This is a genomic window from Gordonia sp. B8661-1 (assembly GCF_059427765.1).
Window position 1 is genome coordinate 203,181 of sequence record NZ_JCAHRL010000004.1, and the last position, 16,543, is coordinate 219,723.

Consider the following 16,543-nt stretch of genomic DNA (forward strand, 5'->3'; position numbering starts at 1 on the left):
GATCAGGACGCGAGCACGCGTTTGGTGACGAAGATGCGGCGACGTCCGGCCCAGCGGCATGCCACGTAGATGACGAAGGAAATCGTCGTCACCACCACCGACGCGGGTAGTCGGGGCGCCAGGGACAGGATGAATCCGCCGACCGCGGCGAGTTCCGCGAACAGCACCGAGAAGACGACCACCCGAACCGGATTCGCGGTGATACGACTGGCCGCGGCGCCCGGCGTGATCATCAGTGACATGACCAGCAGCGCGCCGATCACCTGCACGCTCTGCGCGCACGCCAGCCCCATCAGGACCGCGAACACCACCGAGACGGTCCGCATCGGCACGCCCTGGGCCTCCGCGGCGCGTGGGTCGACCGTGGCGAACCAGACCGGCCGGTAGATGATCGCCAGTCCGACGAGCACCACGACGGCGGTGATGGCGATGGCCGTCAGTCCGTCGATGCCGACGCTGACCACCTGGCCGGTCAGCAATGCGAAGCCGGTGCCCGCACGGCCGTGCAGCGCGAGGAACAGCACACCGAGTCCGAGGCCGAAGGCCATCACCACGCCGATCACCGAATCTCGTTCGCGGGCGCGGTTTCCCAGGAAACCGAAGACCGCGGCCGCGATGACCGCGCCGATGACACCGCCGAGGTTGACGCTCACTCCGGCCAGCAGCGCGGCGGCCGCGCCGGTGACGGAGAGTTCGCTGACGCCGTGCACGGCGAAGGACATCTGACGCGCCACGATCAGTGGGCTGAGCACGCCGGTGAGCAGACCGAGCAGGGCCATCGCGATCAGTGACTGGATGACGAAGTCGCGCTGCAGGAGGTCCGCGGTCACCGAGAGGTTCCAGAAGTCGGCGAATTCGACCTTGGACGCGGCGAGCGGAGCGAGGGTGGTGGGGCCGGTCACGTGGGGAGGTGCTCCTCGATGGGCTGATCGACGCAGTGATGGGTGTCGTCGCCGCCTATGACGACGAGGCGGTCGCGGACACGGACCACGTCGATGTCGCTGCCGTACAACTCGGTCAGCGTCGTCGTGGTCATGACCTCGTCCGGAGTGCCGATCCGGAACCGTCCGTTCACCAGGTACAGCACCCGATCCACATGGGGCAGAACCGGATTGATCTCATGCGTGACGAACACGACCGCGGTGTTCGCGCGATGGCGTCGCTCGTCGATGAGGTCGACGACCAGTTCCTGGTTGGCCGGATCGAGGCTGGCCAGGGGCTCGTCACACAGCAGGAGGGTGGGGTCGGTGGTGAGGGCCTGCGCGACGCGCAGTCGTTGCTGTTCGCCGCCGGACAGCACACCGAGCGGCGCGTCCGCGTAGTCGGAGGCGCCGACCTCGGCGAGCGCGGTGTCCACCAGACGTCTGCGGCGGCGGCGACCGATCAGGCCGAGACCCCACTGGCTTCCGTCGACACCGAAGCCGACGAGGTCGCGGCCACGAATCGACATCGGGTCCGCGTCGTCGGCATGCTGCTGCGGGATGTAACCGATCCGACCGTCGACCCGCATCGTGCCGGACGTCAGCGGATACTGCCCCAGCAGCACCTTCAGGAAGGACGTCTTGCCGGATCCGTTGGGCCCGAGTACGGCGATGAACTCGCCCGCCGTGATACTCAGGTCCAGGTCGTTCCACAGCACCCGGTCGCCGAAGGTCAGGCCGGCGTGATCGAACTCCGCGACCGTCGTGCCGGGGGCCTCGGCGGACGGGACGTCGGCGACCGTCATCGTGCCGGAGGCGTCTTCAGGGCCGCCGCCAGCGCCTCGATCTGGGCGCGCTGCCAGGCCAGGTAGTCGGTGACGCCGTCGGGCAGGGTTTCGGTGAAACGCACGACGGGTACATTCGCAGATTTCGCGACGTCGAGCAACGCTTCGGTGACCGCGTCGACGGCCTGGGTGTTGTAGATGAGGGCCTTGGCGGTGTGCTTTCGCAGCAGGTCCTCCATCGTGGCGCGGTCCGCGGCCGACGGCGACTGCCCCTCCTCGACGGCGGCGGTGAAGCTCTCCGGTGCCACGTCCTCGAGACCGGCCTCGGTGAGCAGGTAGCCGGCCAGCGGCTCGGTCTGTGCGACCTTGGTGCCCGCGTGCGCGCTGCGGATGTCGGCCAACGACGCCCGCAATCCATCGATGCCCTTGCCGAATTTCTCTGCGTTGCTGCGGAATTCGTCGGCATGCTCCGGCGCCTTCTCGGCGAGTGCGTCGGCGATCCTGGTGGCGACCTGGGCGGCGACGGTCAGGTTGTAGAAGACGTGCTCATTGGCGCCGCCGTGCTCGTGTCCGGAGTGATCGTGCCCCGACTCGCCGCCATGGTCATGCTCCGCTTCGGTGCCGTGGTCGTGTCCGGCGTGCTCGTCGCCGCCTTCTTCGGCGCCGTGATCGCCCTCGAAGATGTCGAAGGCGTTCACCGTGATCGCGTTACCGTTCTTCGCGGCGTCCTCCATGTACGCGTCGTAGTGACCGCCATTGAGCACGATGACGTCGGCGTCGGCGGCGGTCGCGCTGTCGGCTGCGGTGGGTTCGAATTCATGCGGGTCGTCGGTGCCGGTGTAGAGGGAGGTCACCTCGGCGTCGGAGCCGGCGACGGCCTGCGCCACCGATCCCCAGACATTGGTGGACGTGACGACGGACGGTCTGCCGTCGGAACCCTCGTCGGTGCCGGAACAACCCGCCAGGACCAGCATGGCCGCCCCGATCGTGCCGACGGTGGTCAACAGCTTCCGACCCATCTTCACCCCTACCTTCACGCAAATGACAATCGTTACCGACAAAAGTGTAGACCTATGATTTTCCGCTGGTCGACACGGGTGTATCCCGGAACGCGACGAACAGCGCTGTGTCATCGGCGAAGGTGTCATTGAGCATTGACATCGTTAGCTTCGCGGTACATCCTGATGGGCATGACGGAATTGCGAGTCGCGAACTACGACGATGTTCTCGACGACCTCTCCACGGCGTCGGTGCATCGCAGCTTCGATCCCTACATCGATATCGACTGGGACGCGCCGGACATGGCGATCACCCCCAACGATCCGCGCTGGGTGCTGCCCGCCGAGGATCCGGTCGGCGGCCATGAGTGGTACCGCAACCTGCCCCTCGAAAAACAGATCGAGGTCGGACAGTGGCGGATGGCCAACATGGTGAAGACCGGCCTGCAGTTCGAGTCCATCCTCATCCGCGGACTGATGCAGTACAGCTTCATGCTGCGCAACGGGGACAAGGAGTTCCGGTACAGCACCCATGAGGCCAAGGAGGAGTGCAACCACACGTTGATGTTCCAGGAGTTCATCAACCGCCTGGGTGTCGACGTTCCGGGCGCGCGCCGGGGCTTCCGGAAACTCTCGCCGTACATCCCGCTCGCCGCGACCTCGATGCCGACCATCTTCTTCATCGGCGTGCTCGCGGGCGAGGAGCCCATCGACCACATGCAGAAGGACGTCCTGCGAGGCGGTGCCCGGATGCATCCGTCGACCTCGGCGATCTTCCAGCTGCACGTCGCCGAGGAGGCGCGCCACATCTCCTTCGCGCACGAGTACATCAAGAAGGCGGTGCCGCAGAAGGGCCGCTTCGCGCGTCTGATGTTGTCGCTGGCGCTCCCCGCGATCATGCGCATTCTGGCCGGCGTCATCATGGTTCCGCCGCGCCGCTTCCGGAAGTTCTTCGACGTCCCGGACGACGTGTTCCGCGAGATGTTCTGGAAGTCGCCGCATTCCTCGGCCGTGCTCTCCGGATTCTTCGGAGACGTGCGGATGCTCGCCGAGCAGAGCGGATTGATGAACCCCGCATCGCGCGCGGTCTGGCGCATGCTGGGCATCGACGGCCGGGCCTCGCGCTACCGCAGCGAACCGCACTATCACCCGGCGGCCTGAACGTTCCCGCTGATCGAGTGGTCTTCCCGCTGATCGAGTAGCAGCCGAGCCGCGAGGCGAGGCAGCGTATCGAGATCCGGTGTGGGTGATCTCGATACGGCCTCGGCTGGCGCCTCGGCCTACTCGATCAGCGAAGGGCCTACTCGATCAGCGGAAGGGGAGCTTCCGTTGATCGAGTAGCGCGTGAGCGCAGCGAGCGCGCGTATCGAGATCTGCTGTGCGGCCTCGATCGCGTCGATTCAGCCACCCAGTACGACGGGAACGACGAACCGGGTCAGCATGGCGCGTTCGTGTTCGGGTGACTCACCCGGCGTCGTCAGGAGTGACACGATCACGCGCACCATCCAGCGGGCGCGCTCGCGGAGGTCGTCGGCGCCGACATCCGGGAGGGTCGCGGACAGGATCGCCTCGGCGTCGGCCTCGATGATCGGCGACAGCAATGCCAGATCGGCCGAGCCGCCCGCGCTGTCGGGGGTGAACCACGCGATCAGCGCCGGATTCGCACGCACCCCGGCCACCGAGGCGACCATCGCGGCGACGATCCGTTCGCCCGGATCGGTGATGTGCCGGGTGGCCGTCGCCACCTCGGCCGCCAGGGCTGCCGCGGCGCGATCCACGTAGGCGGCCAGCACCTCGGTCTTCCCGGGGAAATACCGGTAGAGCGTCGCGCGGGAACATCCGGCCGCATCGGCCAGGGCGCGCATGGTGACCGCCGGAATCCCTTGTGCGACAAACAGTTCTTCGGCGACGTCGAGTATGCGCTGTGCGGCGAGGTCGGCCCGCTCGGGCGCGAGCCACGCCTCAGGCACGGCCGGACCGCGGGTGGAAGGGCACGTAGGTCGGGCGCCGCACGTAGTTGCCCGACGCCCATACGATGCCGTCGGGGTCGACGGCGAAATCCGGGAAGCGCGCGAGCAGTTCGGTGAGCGTGACACGGGCCTGCATCCGGGCGGCGGCCGCGCCGAGGCAGTGGTGGTTGCCGTGGCTGAACGTCAGGATGGTGCGCGGTTTGCGGGTGACATCGAGATCGTCGGCGTCCGGGCCATACACCCGCGGATCGCGGTTGGCTGACGCGTAGCAGAGCAGCACCTTGCGACCGGACGGGATGGTGGCGGTGGGGTAGTCGACATCCCGGGTGGTGATGCGGGCCAGCCCCTGCACCGGAGAAGTCAGACGCAGCAGTTCGTCGACCGCGTCCGGAATCCGATCGGGCTCCTCCACGAGGAGACGTCGCTGATCCGGAAAGCGGTGCAGCAGTTCGACACTGCCGCCGAGCAGGCCCGTCGTCGTGTCGTTGCCGCCCGCGACCATGGTGAAGGTGAACGCCAGGATCGACAACAGCCCGGCAGGATCCTCGGGGTCGTCGGCGAGCCCGGCGGCCACCAGGTGCGACACCGTGTCGTCGGCGGGGTGCTTCTTGCGGAAGGCGATGAGGTCGGTGAAGTACCCGAGCATCTCCATCGTCGCGTCACCCGCCGACATCGCGACGGCGGCCATGCCGCCCTCCCCGGAGGCGGCGCCGACGATCGCTTCGGTCCAGCCGTCGAATCGATCCCAATCCTCCTCCGGCACACCGAGATAATGGGCGACGACCATGCTGGGGAGTGGTTTGAACAACTCGGCCACGATGTCGGCCGGGCCGTCGCCGGACAGTCGGTCGAGCCGGTCGACGACGAAGCCGCGCACGGTCGGTTCGATCTCGCTGACCTGACGCGGGGTGAAACCGCGGGCGACGAGCTTGCGGAACCGTGTGTGGTCGGGCGGGTCGAGCATGACGAGGGGTGGGCTGTCGGTCATGCTGATCGCCTCGAGTTCGCCATAGGTGACCGTGAGTCCCTGGGCCGAGGAGAACGTGGCGGTGTCGGTCGCCGCGGCCAGCACGTCGGCGTGGCGGCTCAGCACCCAGAAACTCTTCGCGTCATGCACCGGGTCCTGTTCGCGCAACGCCTCGTACATCGGGTGCGGATCGGCCCAGGTCGGCCCGGAGCGCAACTGATACGTCGCTCGGGACACATCGATGGTCATGCCGGAAGAATGAGACACATTGCGAAAAGTGTCAAGGGATCGGGTCCGCGTCGCGAACCCGACCGGCCGGACTTCTCTAAGCTGAGGGGATGACGAGTGGTCCCCTGCCGAGGCGCGTGGCTCTCATCTCGGTGCACACCTCACCGCTGGCCCAGCCCGGCACCGGTGACGCCGGCGGGATGAACGTCTACGTGTGGCAGACCGCGACGCGGATGGCGCAGCGCGGGGTGGAGGTGGAGATCTTCACGCGGGCGACGTCGTCGTCCGATGCGCCGATCGTCACCGCGGCGCCCGGGGTCACCGTGCGGCATGTGGAGGCCGGGCCTTTCGAAGGTCTCGACAAGCGTGATCTGCCCGCTCAGTTGTGTGCCTTCACCGCGGGCGTGTTGCGTGCCGAAGCCATGCACCGCCCCGGTTACTACGACCTGATTCATTCGCACTACTGGCTGTCCGGGCAAGTCGGCTGGCTCGCCCGCGACCGGTGGGGGGTGCCGCTCGTACACACCGCGCACACCCTGGCGGCCGTGAAGAACGCGTCACTGGCCGAGGGTGACACGGCCGAGCCGCAACTCCGGGTGATCGGTGAGCAGCAGGTCGTCGCCGAAGCCGACCGGCTCATCGTCAATACGGAAACCGAAGCGGCCGAACTGATCTCGATGTACTCTGCCGACCCGCAACGGATCGATGTGGTGACGCCCGGTGCCGATCTTGATGTGTACCGGCCGGGGCCCGTCGACGCCGCGCGCGCCGAACTCGGTATCGACCCCGGAGAGACGGTGCTGACCTTCGTCGGTCGCATCCAGCCGCTCAAGGCTCCCGATGTGCTGCTGTCCGCCGCCGCCCCGCTGATTCGCGCCGGTCGTGCGGACGGACGCCGCGTGCGGGTCCTGATCGTCGGCGGTCCGTCGGGCACCGGTCTGGAGCGGCCCACCATCCTCATGGATCTGGCGCGTGAACTGGGCATCGACGATGCCGTGACCTTCCTGCCGCCGCAGGCTCCGCAGCGACTTGCGCAGGTCTATCGCGCATCGGATCTCGTTGTGGTGCCGAGTTATTCGGAGAGTTTCGGGCTGGTGGCCATCGAGGCGCAGGCCAGCGGCACGCCGGTGGTGGCCGCGGATGTCGGCGGTCTCGGCGTCGCCGTGGCCGACGGTCGCAGCGGCCTCCTGGTGCCCGGACATCGCATCGATGACTGGACCGCGGCGCTGACGGGGCTGATCGACGACCCGGTGCGGTTGGAGGCGATGCGTGCCGACGCCCGGGCCCACGCGGAGAAGTTCTCCTGGGGGCACACGGCCGATCAACTGCTCAGCAGCTACTCGTCCGCGATGCAGAGCTTCGCCGCACACAATCCGTCGTCCATCGGTGCGGCGTCGATCCGGCGCGGGGCGCGACGCTGGCGCCGGCGGCGGACACGCATCGGTATCGGACAATGATCGTCGGGAAACCGGAAGGACAGTGTGAACCATAACGAGATCCTCGAACTGATCGAGACGACCCTCACCGAACGCGATATCCCGTTCAGCCGCAAGGATTCCGCGGGTGCGAAGGTCGACTACGTGGTCCTGGAATTACCGGGCGAACGCAAACTCAAGACCACCGTGCTGCTGACCGTCGGCACCTACGGGGTTCGTCTGGAGGCGTTCGTCTGCCGCCGGCCCGACGAGGAGTTCGAGGCGGTCTACCGCTATCTGCTCAAGCGCAATCGCCGGCTGTACGGCATCGCATACACCCTCGACAACCTGGGGGACATCTACCTGGTGGGTCAGATCTCCACCGATGCCTTCAGTGCCGACGAACTCGACCGTGTCCTCGGGCAGGTTGTCGAGGCCGCCGACGGCGACTTCAACACGATCCTGGAGATCGGTTTCATCACGTCGATCCGGCGGGAGTGGGCATGGCGTGTGTCGCGGGGGGAGTCGCTGCGCAATCTGCTGGCCTTCGAGCACCTCATCGACAAGGAGTCACTGCCCGAACCCGGCGAACCGCTGCCGGGCCGCTACGTGCCCGGCGAGACGGGTGTCGCGGGCCTGGGTGAACGCGACGGCGAAGGGCCCGCCGACCTGGACTGATCGGACCTTGGGGTGGCCCGCGTCACATTTTGATCGTTCGGCGTCGTAATCTGTCTGCACGGCTGTCGGGGCAACGGCGGATTCGGGCAAATCGGGTGGGATACGCATCTCGATGAGACAATGTTCGTTGCTACGATTGCGGCTGGAATCCACCAACCGGAGGTGCAATGAGCTTCACGAGTCCTTATCCCGACGTCGAGATCCCGAACGTCAGCGTCTACGAGTTCCTGTTCGGCTCCGTCGACGATGCCGATCTCGACCGGATCGCGCTCGTCGATCCGAAGTCCGGAGCCGAAACCTCCTACCGTCAGTTGATCGGGCAGATCAACGCGGCGGCCGGCGCGCTGGCCGACCGCGGCATCGGAGTCGGCGACGTGGTGGGCATGCTGTCGCCGAACATCCCGGCCTTCGCCACCGTGTTCCACGGCATCCTGCGCGCCGGCGCCACCGCGACCACGATCAACGCCCTGTTCACCGCCTCGGAGATCGCCAAGCAGCTCAAGGACTCCCAGGCGAAGATGCTCGTCACCATCTCGCCGATGTACGAGCAGGCCGCGGCCGCGGCCAAGGAGGTCGGCCTCGCCGACGACGCCCTGATCGTCCTCGACGGTGAGGGACTGGAGAAGTCCGGTCATCCGAATGCCGTCGATCTGCTCGGGCCGAATCTGCCCGCGCCCGACGTGACCTTCGACCCCACGACCCATGTGGCCGTCCTGCCCTACAGCTCCGGCACCACGGGCAACCCGAAGGGCGTTGCGCTGAGCCATCGCAATCTCGTGGCGAACGTCGCGCAGATCAAGCCGCTCCAGGGGATGAAGGCCGACGACGTGATCGTCGCGGTGCTGCCGTTCTTCCACATCTACGGAATGACCGTGCTGCTCAACGCCGCACTGCGGGCCCGCGCGAGCCTGGTGGTGATGCCACGCTTCGACCTCGTCGAGTTCCTGGAGAACATCCAGAACCACAAGGTCACCTACGCGTTCATCGCGCCGCCCGTCGCGGTGGCGCTGGCCAAGCATCCCATCGTCGACAATTACGACCTGTCGTCGCTGACCACCATGATGTCCGGCGCCGCACCGCTCGACGACGAGCTGGGACAGGCCGTGGCGAAGCGGCTCGACCTCAACATGCTCCAGGGGTACGGCATGAGCGAGTTGAGTCCGGTCAGCCACCTCATCCCGGTGGACATGGCGATTCTCGATCTGCCGAAGCCGCCGCTGTCGTCGACCGGCTGGGCGATTCCGAACTCGGAGAACAAGATCGTCGATCCGGCCACCGGCGATGAGATCCCGCTGCCGTCGGAGGGCCTGTCGGAACCGGGTGAGCTGTGGGTCAAGGGCCCGAACGTGATGCTGGGTTACCTGAACAACGATCAGGCCACCGCCGAGACCATCGACGCCGATGGCTTCCTGCACACCGGCGACATGGCGCAGGTCGATCCGACCGGATGCGTCTACATCGTCGACCGGCTCAAGGAACTCATCAAGTACAAGGGCTATCAGGTGCCGCCTGCCGAACTGGAGGCGCTGCTGCTCACCCATCCGAAGATCGCGGACACCGCGGTCATCGGTGTGATCGAGCAGGAGACGGGTGAGGAGATCCCGAAGGCCTTCGTGGTGAAGCAGCCCGAGGCCGATCTGACCGAGGACGAAGTGATGGAGTTCGTCGCGGCAAAGGTGGCCCCGCACAAGAAGGTTCGCGCCGTCGAGTTCATCGACGCCATCCCGAAGTCGGCCTCCGGAAAGATCCTTCGCAAGGATCTGCGGAAGTAATCGTCGGATTGTCGGTGCCGCATCCGTGCGCGGATGCGGCACCGATATCTTTCCGTCGTACTGTCGAAGACATGACCGCACAGGATGCGCCGGTGCCGGAGGATCGGCTCGCGATCTGGCGTGGTCTGCTGTTCGGTCAGCGTTCGCTGACCGTGCGTCTGGGAGTGACGATGCGGCGCGAATTCGGGCTCACCATCGCCCAGTTCGAGGCATTGACCACCCTGGAGGAGGCTCCCGGCGGGGCGTTGCCGATGTCGGCCCTCGCGCAGCGTCTGCTCTACAGCTCGGGGTCGGCAAGCCATCTCGTCGACCGGCTGCAGGAGCGAGGGCTGCTGGCGCGGTCCTTCGATCCGACCGACGGCCGCGTCATCATGGTGGCGCTGACGGAGGACGGAGCGGCTCTCGTGGCGGGTGCTCGCGCCGCACACCGGCAAGCGATCTTGGAGGAGTTCGCGCCGCTCATCGCCGATCATGAGGTCGGACCGCTGCTGGACTTCGCGAATCGGTTGGCCGCCCAGGAGGGTGTCGTCCCGCCGGCGAAGAACTGAGACCGCGGAATACGGCCCGATTATCTGTAGTTACAGGTGATGAGTCCGACGGATTCGGCCGTCGGCGCCGATCGTGAGGAGACAGTCGTGCCGACCACCTATCGCAGTGCCCGTGCCCATCGGTTCGGACCGCCGGAGACCATCACGATCGATGAGCTGCCGGTACCGTCCACGACTCCGGGTACGGTGCGGGTCGCGGTCCGGACGGGTGGTCTGAACCCGATCGACGCGCGCAGGCGTTCCGGGGCTTTCGGCGGCGACCTGCCGATGCTGCTCGGCACCGAATTCGCCGGTGTCGTCATCGATCCGGGTGCGGACACGGAGTTCCGCGAAGGCGACGCGGTCATCGGATTCGGCACTCCCGGCGCGGACGCGGACCTCGTCGACGCCCACGCATCGCATCTCGCGCGGAAGCCGGACGATCTGGATTGGTCACTGGCCGGCGGTCTGTCCGGCGTCGGGCAGACCGCGGTGACCATCCTCGACGATCTCGGTCTGCGGCCGGGGCAGACGTTGCTGGTGCACGGCGCGTCCGGGGGAGTGGGAACCGTGCTGGTGCAGCTCGCGGTGGCGGCCGGCCTGCGGGTCATCGGCACCGCCGGGGAGGGCAATCAGGAGTATGTGCGGTCCCTGGGCGCCGAACCGGTGCGCTACGGGCCCGGTCTGCTCGATGAACTGGGGGATCTGGCCGACATCGACGGTGCGGCCGACCTCGCCGGTTCGGCGGAGGCGGGGGAGATCGCCCGGCGCCTTCTGGGGCGTGGTGCGAAAGCGATCACCATCGTGCCCGAGACCATCCCGGCACACGGCGGGCAGATGACCCGGGTGCGTGCGTCCCGTGCCGGGTTGGAGCGACTCGTCGACGCGGTGCTGGCGGGGGATCTGCGGGTGCCGGTGGAATCGATTCCGTTCACCGACATCGCGGAGGCGCACCGCAGGCTGGACGCGAAACACGCCACCGGAAAGCTGGTGCTCGACCTCTCGGACAATCCCTGGCTCCCCGAAGGACACTGACGCCGGGGCATCCGGACGCCGTTCGGCAGAATGGTGCGATGCCCCAGCCTCTCCCACGCCTCGTCCTGGCCGGATCGCTCGTCGCGACGACGCTCCTGACGGTCACGCTGGGGATCACCGATCCGGCCGTACCGCAGTCCTATCCGACGAAGTTCCTGATGTGGAATCTGTGCCTGGCCTGGATTCCGATGGTGTTCGCGGTCGGTATCGCGACCGTCCGCGGCCGCGGATGGCTCCTACCGCTCGGACTGGGCTGGCTGGCCTTCCTGCCGAATTCGCCGTATCTGGTCACCGATCTCGTCCACCTGGGGCAAGGCTCCGGGCTGTGGCGGCACGTTCTCCAGTACGGCTTCGCGGCGTGGACCGGGATCATCCTCGGGGTGGTGTCACTCCTGCTGGTGCATCGGCGTGCCGAGCGTGAAGCCGGTCCGATGGTCGGCTGGGCGGTGGTCGCGGTGTCCGTCGGCCTGTGTGCCGTCGGGGTCGTCATCGGACGTTTCCAGCGCTGGAATTCGTGGGATCTCGTCACCCGGCCCGACGCCGTGGTGGCCGGAACCCTCGGCTGGGTGCGGTCACCGTTCTCCGACGTGCAGTCGACCGGTGTCGCACTGGCCGTCGCGGCGTTCTTCGGGCTCGCGTATCTCACGATCTGGTCGGTGAACCGCTTGCGCGGGTAGGTCATGCCCGGTTGTGTGTCGGGGGCCCAAGCCGATTGTGCGAGACTTTCTCCCATGAGCAACGGCACTCTGATCCTGATGCGGCACGGCGAGAGCGAATGGAACGCCTCCAACCAGTTCACCGGGTGGGTCGACGTCCGGCTCACCCCGAAGGGTGAGGCCGAGGCGGTCCGCGCGGGCGAACTCCTGGTCGAACACGATCTGCTGCCGGACGTGCTCTACACCTCGCTGTTGCGCCGGGCGATCTCGACCGCGCAGATCGCTCTCGACACCGCCGACCGCCATTGGATCCCGGTGGTACGCGACTGGCGTCTGAACGAGCGTCACTACGGTGCACTGCAGGGCCTCAACAAGGCCGACACCCTGGAGAAGTACGGCAACGAGCAGTTCATGCTGTGGCGTCGCAGCTACGACACTCCGCCGCCGCCGATCGACCCCGATGCCGAGTACAGCCAGTCCGGCGATGTCCGCTACGCCGACCTGCCGGAGGTACCGCTGACGGAGTGCCTCAAGGACGTCGTCGAGCGCCTGATCCCGTACTTCGCGGAGGTGATCGCGGCGGATCTGCGCGCGGGGAAGACCGTATTGGTTGCGGCGCACGGTAATTCGCTGCGCGCCCTGGTGAAGCACCTGGACGGCATCTCCGACGAGGACATCGCGGGGCTGAACATCCCGACCGGCAACCCGCTGCGCTACGACCTCGACGACGACCTGAAGCCGCTCAACCCGGGCGGCACCTATCTCGATCCGGAGGCGGCCGCAGCAGGGGCGGCCGCGGTGGCTGCGCAGGGCCAGAAGTAGCCGTACGTAGCAACTCTCGCTCCCGATGATCACGGCCGGGATGCGGATCGTGCTCAGGCATGGCACGGGTGGTGTGATGCACGCTACATTGGTGCCATGGACGTCGGGACTCTGAAGGTAATCCACTCACCCGCGCTGGAGCGGTACGAGGCGGTCCTCGAAGCGGACCCCTCGGACCCGTCGGCCGCCGATCAGGTCGTCGGGTATGTCGACTACGTGTCGGAGCCCGAGCAAGTGGTGCTCACGCACACCGTGGTGCCCCAGCAGTTCAGCGGCAAGGGCTACGCCGGCCAACTCGTCCGGGCGGTGCTCGACGACATCCGTTCGACCGGCAAGCGGGTCGTCCCGGTGTGCTCCTACGTGCAGCGATACGTCGAGCAGCATCCCGAATACGCCGACATGGTGGTGGCCGTACCGAAGTGAGGGCCGGAGAGCGCGCGTTGCTCCGGAGCCGCCGGAATGAACACGGGTGCGTCTGGTGGAACAATTTGTGAACAGGCGCATAACAATCGCGACGAATGTGCAAGGTGCGTTTGTCGGGCCGTAAGCTGCCATTGTGACCGTTGCTCTGGTTGTCGCGGCGATCGCTCTCGCATTGATCTGCGGGCTTCTGCTCGGACGGATCTGGTTCGGCCGCGAGGCCGCCGGTGAACGTGCGGCGGCGCGGCACGTCGATCCTGTCGACTCCGCGTCGACGATGACCGACACCCTCGTCACGCCGCGCGCCATTCCGGCGAACGCCCCGCGTGAGGTTGCCGAAGGCGCCGAACTACGCGAATCCGACGTCGCCGCCGTCACCAGGGACGGCCGGATGTCCAAAGCCGGCCTGCTCAGTCTGATCGTCCGCCGGAGCGATCGGGCCATCGCCGTCGTCGATCAGTTCCGCGACGTGGTGCTGTACAACCATCGCGCGGTGGAACTCGGCGTGGTCCGGGAACGGCTCCTCGCCGATGCCGTGTGGGATGCGGCCAAGGAGGTCCTCGACACCGGCGTCGAGAAACGGTTCGAATTCAATCCGCCGCAGTCGCCGCTCGGATTCATCGGCTCCGGCCGTGCCAAACCACGCACGGTGGAATCGGTGCGTGGCCTCGTCCGGCTCGTCGCGCAGGGCGATGAACGCTATGCCGTGGTGTACGGCGAGGACGACACCGAACACAGCCGGGTGGAGGCCACCCGCCGCGACTTCGTCGCCAACGTCTCGCACGAATTGAAGACGCCCGTCGGCGCCATCGGCCTGCTCACCGAGGCCATGATGGAATCCGCCGACGATCCCGATTCAGTGGAGCACTTCGGCAAGCGGGTCGTCTCCGAGACCAACCGCATGGGCAAGATGGTCAGTGAGCTCATCGCGCTGTCCCGCCTGCAGGGTGGCGAGACCCAGGAGTTCACCGTCGTCGACATCGACTGCCTCATCTCCGACGCGATCGACGCCGCGACCGTGAGTGCCGAGGCCGCGGGCATCGAGTTGCAGGCCGATGCCGCGACCGGCCTGAAGGTCCGGGGCGACCGGATGCTGCTGCTGACCGCGCTCAACAACCTGATCGTCAACGCCATCGCGTATTCGCCCGCGCACACCACGGTGTCGGTGAGCAGACGCATCACCACGATGGACGGCCGCCCGATGGTGGCCATCGGCGTCACCGACCGCGGCATCGGCATCGCCGCCGACGATCAGGAACGGGTCTTCGAACGGTTCTTCCGTGTGGACAAGGCGCGCTCACGGCTCACCGGCGGCACCGGACTCGGCCTGGCGATCGTCAAACATGTCGCGGCCAATCACGGCGGCCTGATCGCACTGTGGAGCAAACTCGGCACCGGGTCGACCTTCACGCTGCAGATCCCGCAGGACCTGACCGACGATTTCCTGGATTCCGACACCGAGCGGGTGCGTTTCGACGGCGAGGACGACGACCAGGGCGCACCCGGCCCGGACGCGGCATCGCTCACCCGGCCGGCGGCCGACCGGCCCGGCCGCGGACTCGGTATCCGACCGAAAACCTCACCGGGACAACCGGATTCCATCAATCCGGATCCCAATCAGGTACAGATCAATGACACAAGGGGAATGCATCGGTGACGCACGTACTGATCGTCGAGGACGAAGAATCGCTGGCGGATCCGCTGGCCTTCCTGCTCCGCAAGGAGGGGTTCGAGGCAAGCGTGGTCAACGACGGGGCGCAGGCACTGTCCACGTTCGATCGGGTCAGCCCGGACATCGTCCTTCTCGACCTGATGCTGCCGGGTATGTCCGGCACCGAGATCTGCAAGGCGCTGCGCGCCCGGTCGGGTGTCCCGGTGATCATGGTGACCGCGCGCGACAGTGAGATCGACAAGGTCGTCGGACTCGAGCTCGGGGCCGACGACTATGTGACCAAGCCGTATTCGGCGCGCGAGTTGATCGCCCGCATTCGCGCCGTGCTGCGGCGCGGTGGCGACGTCGGCGACGAGGAGCTGGCCGTCGGTGTCCTCGAGGAAGGCCCCGTCCGGATGGACGTGGAGCGCCACACGGTGGCGGTCAACGGCGAGTCGATCACGTTGCCGCTCAAGGAATTCGACCTCCTCGAATACCTGCTCCGGAACGCCGGTCGGGTGCTCACCCGCGGACAGCTCATCGACCGGGTGTGGGGCGCCGACTACGTCGGCGACACCAAGACCCTCGACGTGCATGTGAAGCGCCTGCGCTCGAAGGTGGAACCCGATCCGGGCAATCCCAAGCACCTCGTCACGGTGCGCGGGTTGGGCTACAAGTTCGAGCCCTGATCAGGCGCGTGGTCTCGATACGCGCCGGGCTCGCTGCGCTCGCGCGTCGCTACTCGACCAGCGAAGAGGGAGCTGCGCTCGCGCGTCGCTACTCGACCGGCGACACGGTGATCGAGTAGTCCGAGCGCATATCGAGATCAGTCGTCGAGGATCTCGTATTTGATGTCGGTGTCGCGCCGGGTGGTGGCGGCCGTGGTCGCCGGATGAACGGCGATGAGGCCCAAGCCATTCCGGCGACGGCACGCGGCGGCCAGCACCTTGTAGGCGCGTTCACCGATCAACTCGATCAGCTCCGGACCGTACGACTCCCACACCTGCGTGGCGCCGACGTGCGCGTCCGGTGATCCGGAGCAGTACCACTTCAGATCGTGGCCGCCCTCGCCCCAGCCGCGACGATCGAATTCGGTGAGCGTCGTCTGCAGCACCTCGGTGCCGTCGGGACGGGTCACCCATTCCTCCTCGCGGCGCATCGGCAGTTGCCAGCACACCTCGGGTTTCACGGTGAGGGGTTCGAGTCCGCGCCGAAGGGCCATCCCGTGCAGTGCGCATCCCTCGCCGCCGGCGAATCCCGGACGGTTCAGGAAAATGCAGGCGCCCTTGTGGGTACGCGTCTTGAGAGCCGGCTCGTCATCGAGGTCGGCCTCCTCCAGGTAGCCACGCGGACCGAGCGGATCCTTGCCGGAGCCCTTCTTGTGGAACTGCCAGTCGTCGGCGGTGAGCATCGACATCGCCCGGGCGAGTTTGCGCCGATCGTCCTTGTCCGAGAGATACGCACCGTGGGTGCAGCAGCCGTCGTCCTCGCGGCCGGCGACGATGCCCTGGCAGGCAGGCGTCCCGAAGACGCAGGTCCAGTGGGAGAGCAGCCAGGTGAGGTCGGCCCGGATGATGTGTTCCGGGTTGTCCGGATCGGCGAACTCGTACCATTCGCGCGGGAAATCCAGATCGACCTCGGGGGTCGGCGTCATGCGTGTCGAGGTGTCGGAACGTGCCACACCACAACGGTAGACGGC

At 67.0% G+C, this 16,543-nt stretch carries 17 protein-coding genes; 11 read left to right on the forward strand and 6 right to left on the reverse strand.

Annotated features, from left to right (window positions below; all coding sequences use genetic code 11):
• Positions 1-2 precede the first annotated feature (2 nt).
• Genes AC4JJG_RS11060 through AC4JJG_RS11070 form a run of 3 tightly spaced genes read right to left on the reverse strand, consistent with a single transcriptional unit; the run spans position 3 to position 2,724 of the window.
• Positions 3-902: a metal ABC transporter permease gene (locus AC4JJG_RS11060; protein WP_495401227.1), complete on the reverse strand. Its 900-nt coding sequence runs from the start codon at positions 900-902 to the stop codon at positions 3-5.
• A complete protein-coding gene (locus tag AC4JJG_RS11065) occupies positions 899-1,726 on the reverse strand; it encodes a metal ABC transporter ATP-binding protein (protein WP_495401228.1) in 828 nt (275 codons plus the stop codon). The genes AC4JJG_RS11060 and AC4JJG_RS11065 overlap by 4 nt, the downstream gene beginning before the upstream one ends.
• Positions 1,723-2,724, reverse strand: a complete 1,002-nt coding sequence (locus AC4JJG_RS11070) for a metal ABC transporter solute-binding protein, Zn/Mn family (RefSeq protein ID WP_495401229.1) — start codon at positions 2,722-2,724, stop codon at positions 1,723-1,725. The genes AC4JJG_RS11065 and AC4JJG_RS11070 overlap by 4 nt, the downstream gene beginning before the upstream one ends.
• Before the next feature lie 171 nt (positions 2,725-2,895).
• On the opposite strand from AC4JJG_RS11070, the gene AC4JJG_RS11075 reads away from it, so the two are divergent.
• Positions 2,896-3,864, forward strand: coding sequence for an AurF N-oxygenase family protein (locus tag AC4JJG_RS11075; protein WP_495401230.1), 969 nt, complete (start codon positions 2,896-2,898; stop codon positions 3,862-3,864).
• A 239-nt stretch (positions 3,865-4,103) separates the two neighbouring features.
• Here the strand turns inward: AC4JJG_RS11075 and AC4JJG_RS11080 are convergent, their stop codons facing one another.
• Both AC4JJG_RS11080 and AC4JJG_RS11085 read right to left on the reverse strand, forming a co-directional pair.
• On the reverse strand, positions 4,104-4,673 hold the full coding sequence (locus tag AC4JJG_RS11080; RefSeq protein ID WP_495401231.1) for a TetR/AcrR family transcriptional regulator: 570 nt from the start codon (positions 4,671-4,673) through the stop codon (positions 4,104-4,106).
• Positions 4,666-5,889 carry a cytochrome P450 gene (locus tag AC4JJG_RS11085; RefSeq protein ID WP_495401232.1) on the reverse strand — a complete coding sequence of 408 codons (1,224 nt, stop codon included), beginning with the start codon at positions 5,887-5,889 and terminating at the stop codon, positions 4,666-4,668. Before AC4JJG_RS11085 ends, AC4JJG_RS11080 begins: the two co-directional genes overlap by 8 nt.
• Before the next feature lie 89 nt (positions 5,890-5,978).
• Between AC4JJG_RS11085 and mshA the strand changes: the two genes are divergently transcribed.
• From mshA to AC4JJG_RS11135, 10 genes are all read left to right on the forward strand, one after another.
• Entirely contained in the window at positions 5,979-7,325 is a 1,347-nt protein-coding gene (mshA, locus tag AC4JJG_RS11090) for a D-inositol-3-phosphate glycosyltransferase (RefSeq protein WP_495401233.1), read from the forward strand.
• A 24-nt stretch (positions 7,326-7,349) separates the two neighbouring features.
• The gene (locus tag AC4JJG_RS11095; RefSeq protein ID WP_495401234.1) at positions 7,350-7,961 is read left to right on the forward strand and encodes a type III secretion system chaperone family protein; all 612 of its coding nucleotides are present in this window, start codon (positions 7,350-7,352) and stop codon (positions 7,959-7,961) included.
• Between the two features lie 167 nt (positions 7,962-8,128).
• Positions 8,129-9,733, forward strand: coding sequence for a 4-coumarate--CoA ligase family protein (locus tag AC4JJG_RS11100; RefSeq protein ID WP_495401236.1), 1,605 nt, complete (start codon positions 8,129-8,131; stop codon positions 9,731-9,733).
• Positions 9,734-9,804: 71 nt separating this feature from the next.
• The gene (locus AC4JJG_RS11105) at positions 9,805-10,281 is read left to right on the forward strand and encodes a MarR family winged helix-turn-helix transcriptional regulator (protein ID WP_495401237.1); all 477 of its coding nucleotides are present in this window, start codon (positions 9,805-9,807) and stop codon (positions 10,279-10,281) included.
• An 87-nt stretch (positions 10,282-10,368) separates the two neighbouring features.
• Positions 10,369-11,295, forward strand: coding sequence for an NADP-dependent oxidoreductase (locus AC4JJG_RS11110; RefSeq protein ID WP_495405768.1), 927 nt, complete (start codon positions 10,369-10,371; stop codon positions 11,293-11,295).
• 38 nt (positions 11,296-11,333) lie between these two features.
• Entirely contained in the window at positions 11,334-11,972 is a 639-nt protein-coding gene (locus AC4JJG_RS11115) for a DUF1361 domain-containing protein (RefSeq protein WP_495401239.1), read from the forward strand.
• A gap of 54 nt (positions 11,973-12,026) precedes the next feature.
• Positions 12,027-12,773, forward strand: coding sequence for a phosphoglyceromutase (locus AC4JJG_RS11120; protein ID WP_495401241.1), 747 nt, complete (start codon positions 12,027-12,029; stop codon positions 12,771-12,773).
• 96 nt (positions 12,774-12,869) lie between these two features.
• Positions 12,870-13,196 (forward strand): GNAT family N-acetyltransferase, encoded by a 327-nt coding sequence (locus AC4JJG_RS11125; protein ID WP_495401242.1) that lies wholly within the window; start codon positions 12,870-12,872, stop codon positions 13,194-13,196.
• 133 nt (positions 13,197-13,329) lie between these two features.
• The gene (locus AC4JJG_RS11130; protein WP_495401243.1) at positions 13,330-14,850 is read left to right on the forward strand and encodes a sensor histidine kinase; all 1,521 of its coding nucleotides are present in this window, start codon (positions 13,330-13,332) and stop codon (positions 14,848-14,850) included.
• Positions 14,847-15,533 carry a response regulator gene (locus tag AC4JJG_RS11135; protein WP_495401244.1) on the forward strand — a complete coding sequence of 229 codons (687 nt, stop codon included), beginning with the start codon at positions 14,847-14,849 and terminating at the stop codon, positions 15,531-15,533. The genes AC4JJG_RS11130 and AC4JJG_RS11135 overlap by 4 nt, the downstream gene beginning before the upstream one ends.
• A gap of 137 nt (positions 15,534-15,670) precedes the next feature.
• Here the strand turns inward: AC4JJG_RS11135 and AC4JJG_RS11140 are convergent, their stop codons facing one another.
• Positions 15,671-16,498 carry a DUF3109 family protein gene (locus tag AC4JJG_RS11140; protein ID WP_495401385.1) on the reverse strand — a complete coding sequence of 276 codons (828 nt, stop codon included), beginning with the start codon at positions 16,496-16,498 and terminating at the stop codon, positions 15,671-15,673.
• Positions 16,499-16,543 lie beyond the last annotated feature (45 nt).

What these genes read in the sequence shown, in the direction of transcription:
- AC4JJG_RS11075 (WP_495401230.1), top strand. Translation starts at nt 2,896, where the DNA reads ATGACGGAATTGCGAGTCGCGAACTACGACGATGTTCTCGACGACCTC.
- AC4JJG_RS11100 (WP_495401236.1), top strand. Translation starts at nt 8,129, where the DNA reads ATGAGCTTCACGAGTCCTTATCCCGACGTCGAGATCCCGAACGTCAGC.
- AC4JJG_RS11105 (WP_495401237.1), top strand. Translation starts at nt 9,805, where the DNA reads ATGACCGCACAGGATGCGCCGGTGCCGGAGGATCGGCTCGCGATCTGG.
- AC4JJG_RS11115 (WP_495401239.1), top strand. Translation starts at nt 11,334, where the DNA reads ATGCCCCAGCCTCTCCCACGCCTCGTCCTGGCCGGATCGCTCGTCGCG.
- AC4JJG_RS11125 (WP_495401242.1), top strand. Translation starts at nt 12,870, where the DNA reads ATGGACGTCGGGACTCTGAAGGTAATCCACTCACCCGCGCTGGAGCGG.
- AC4JJG_RS11070 (WP_495401229.1), bottom strand. Translation starts at nt 2,724, where the DNA reads ATGGGTCGGAAGCTGTTGACCACCGTCGGCACGATCGGGGCGGCCATG.
- AC4JJG_RS11140 (WP_495401385.1), bottom strand. Translation starts at nt 16,498, where the DNA reads ATGACGCCGACCCCCGAGGTCGATCTGGATTTCCCGCGCGAATGGTAC.
- AC4JJG_RS11065 (WP_495401228.1), bottom strand. Translation starts at nt 1,726, where the DNA reads ATGACGGTCGCCGACGTCCCGTCCGCCGAGGCCCCCGGCACGACGGTC.
- AC4JJG_RS11120 (WP_495401241.1), top strand. Translation starts at nt 12,027, where the DNA reads ATGAGCAACGGCACTCTGATCCTGATGCGGCACGGCGAGAGCGAATGG.
- AC4JJG_RS11085 (WP_495401232.1), bottom strand. Translation starts at nt 5,889, where the DNA reads ATGACCATCGATGTGTCCCGAGCGACGTATCAGTTGCGCTCCGGGCCG.
- mshA (WP_495401233.1), top strand. Translation starts at nt 5,979, where the DNA reads ATGACGAGTGGTCCCCTGCCGAGGCGCGTGGCTCTCATCTCGGTGCAC.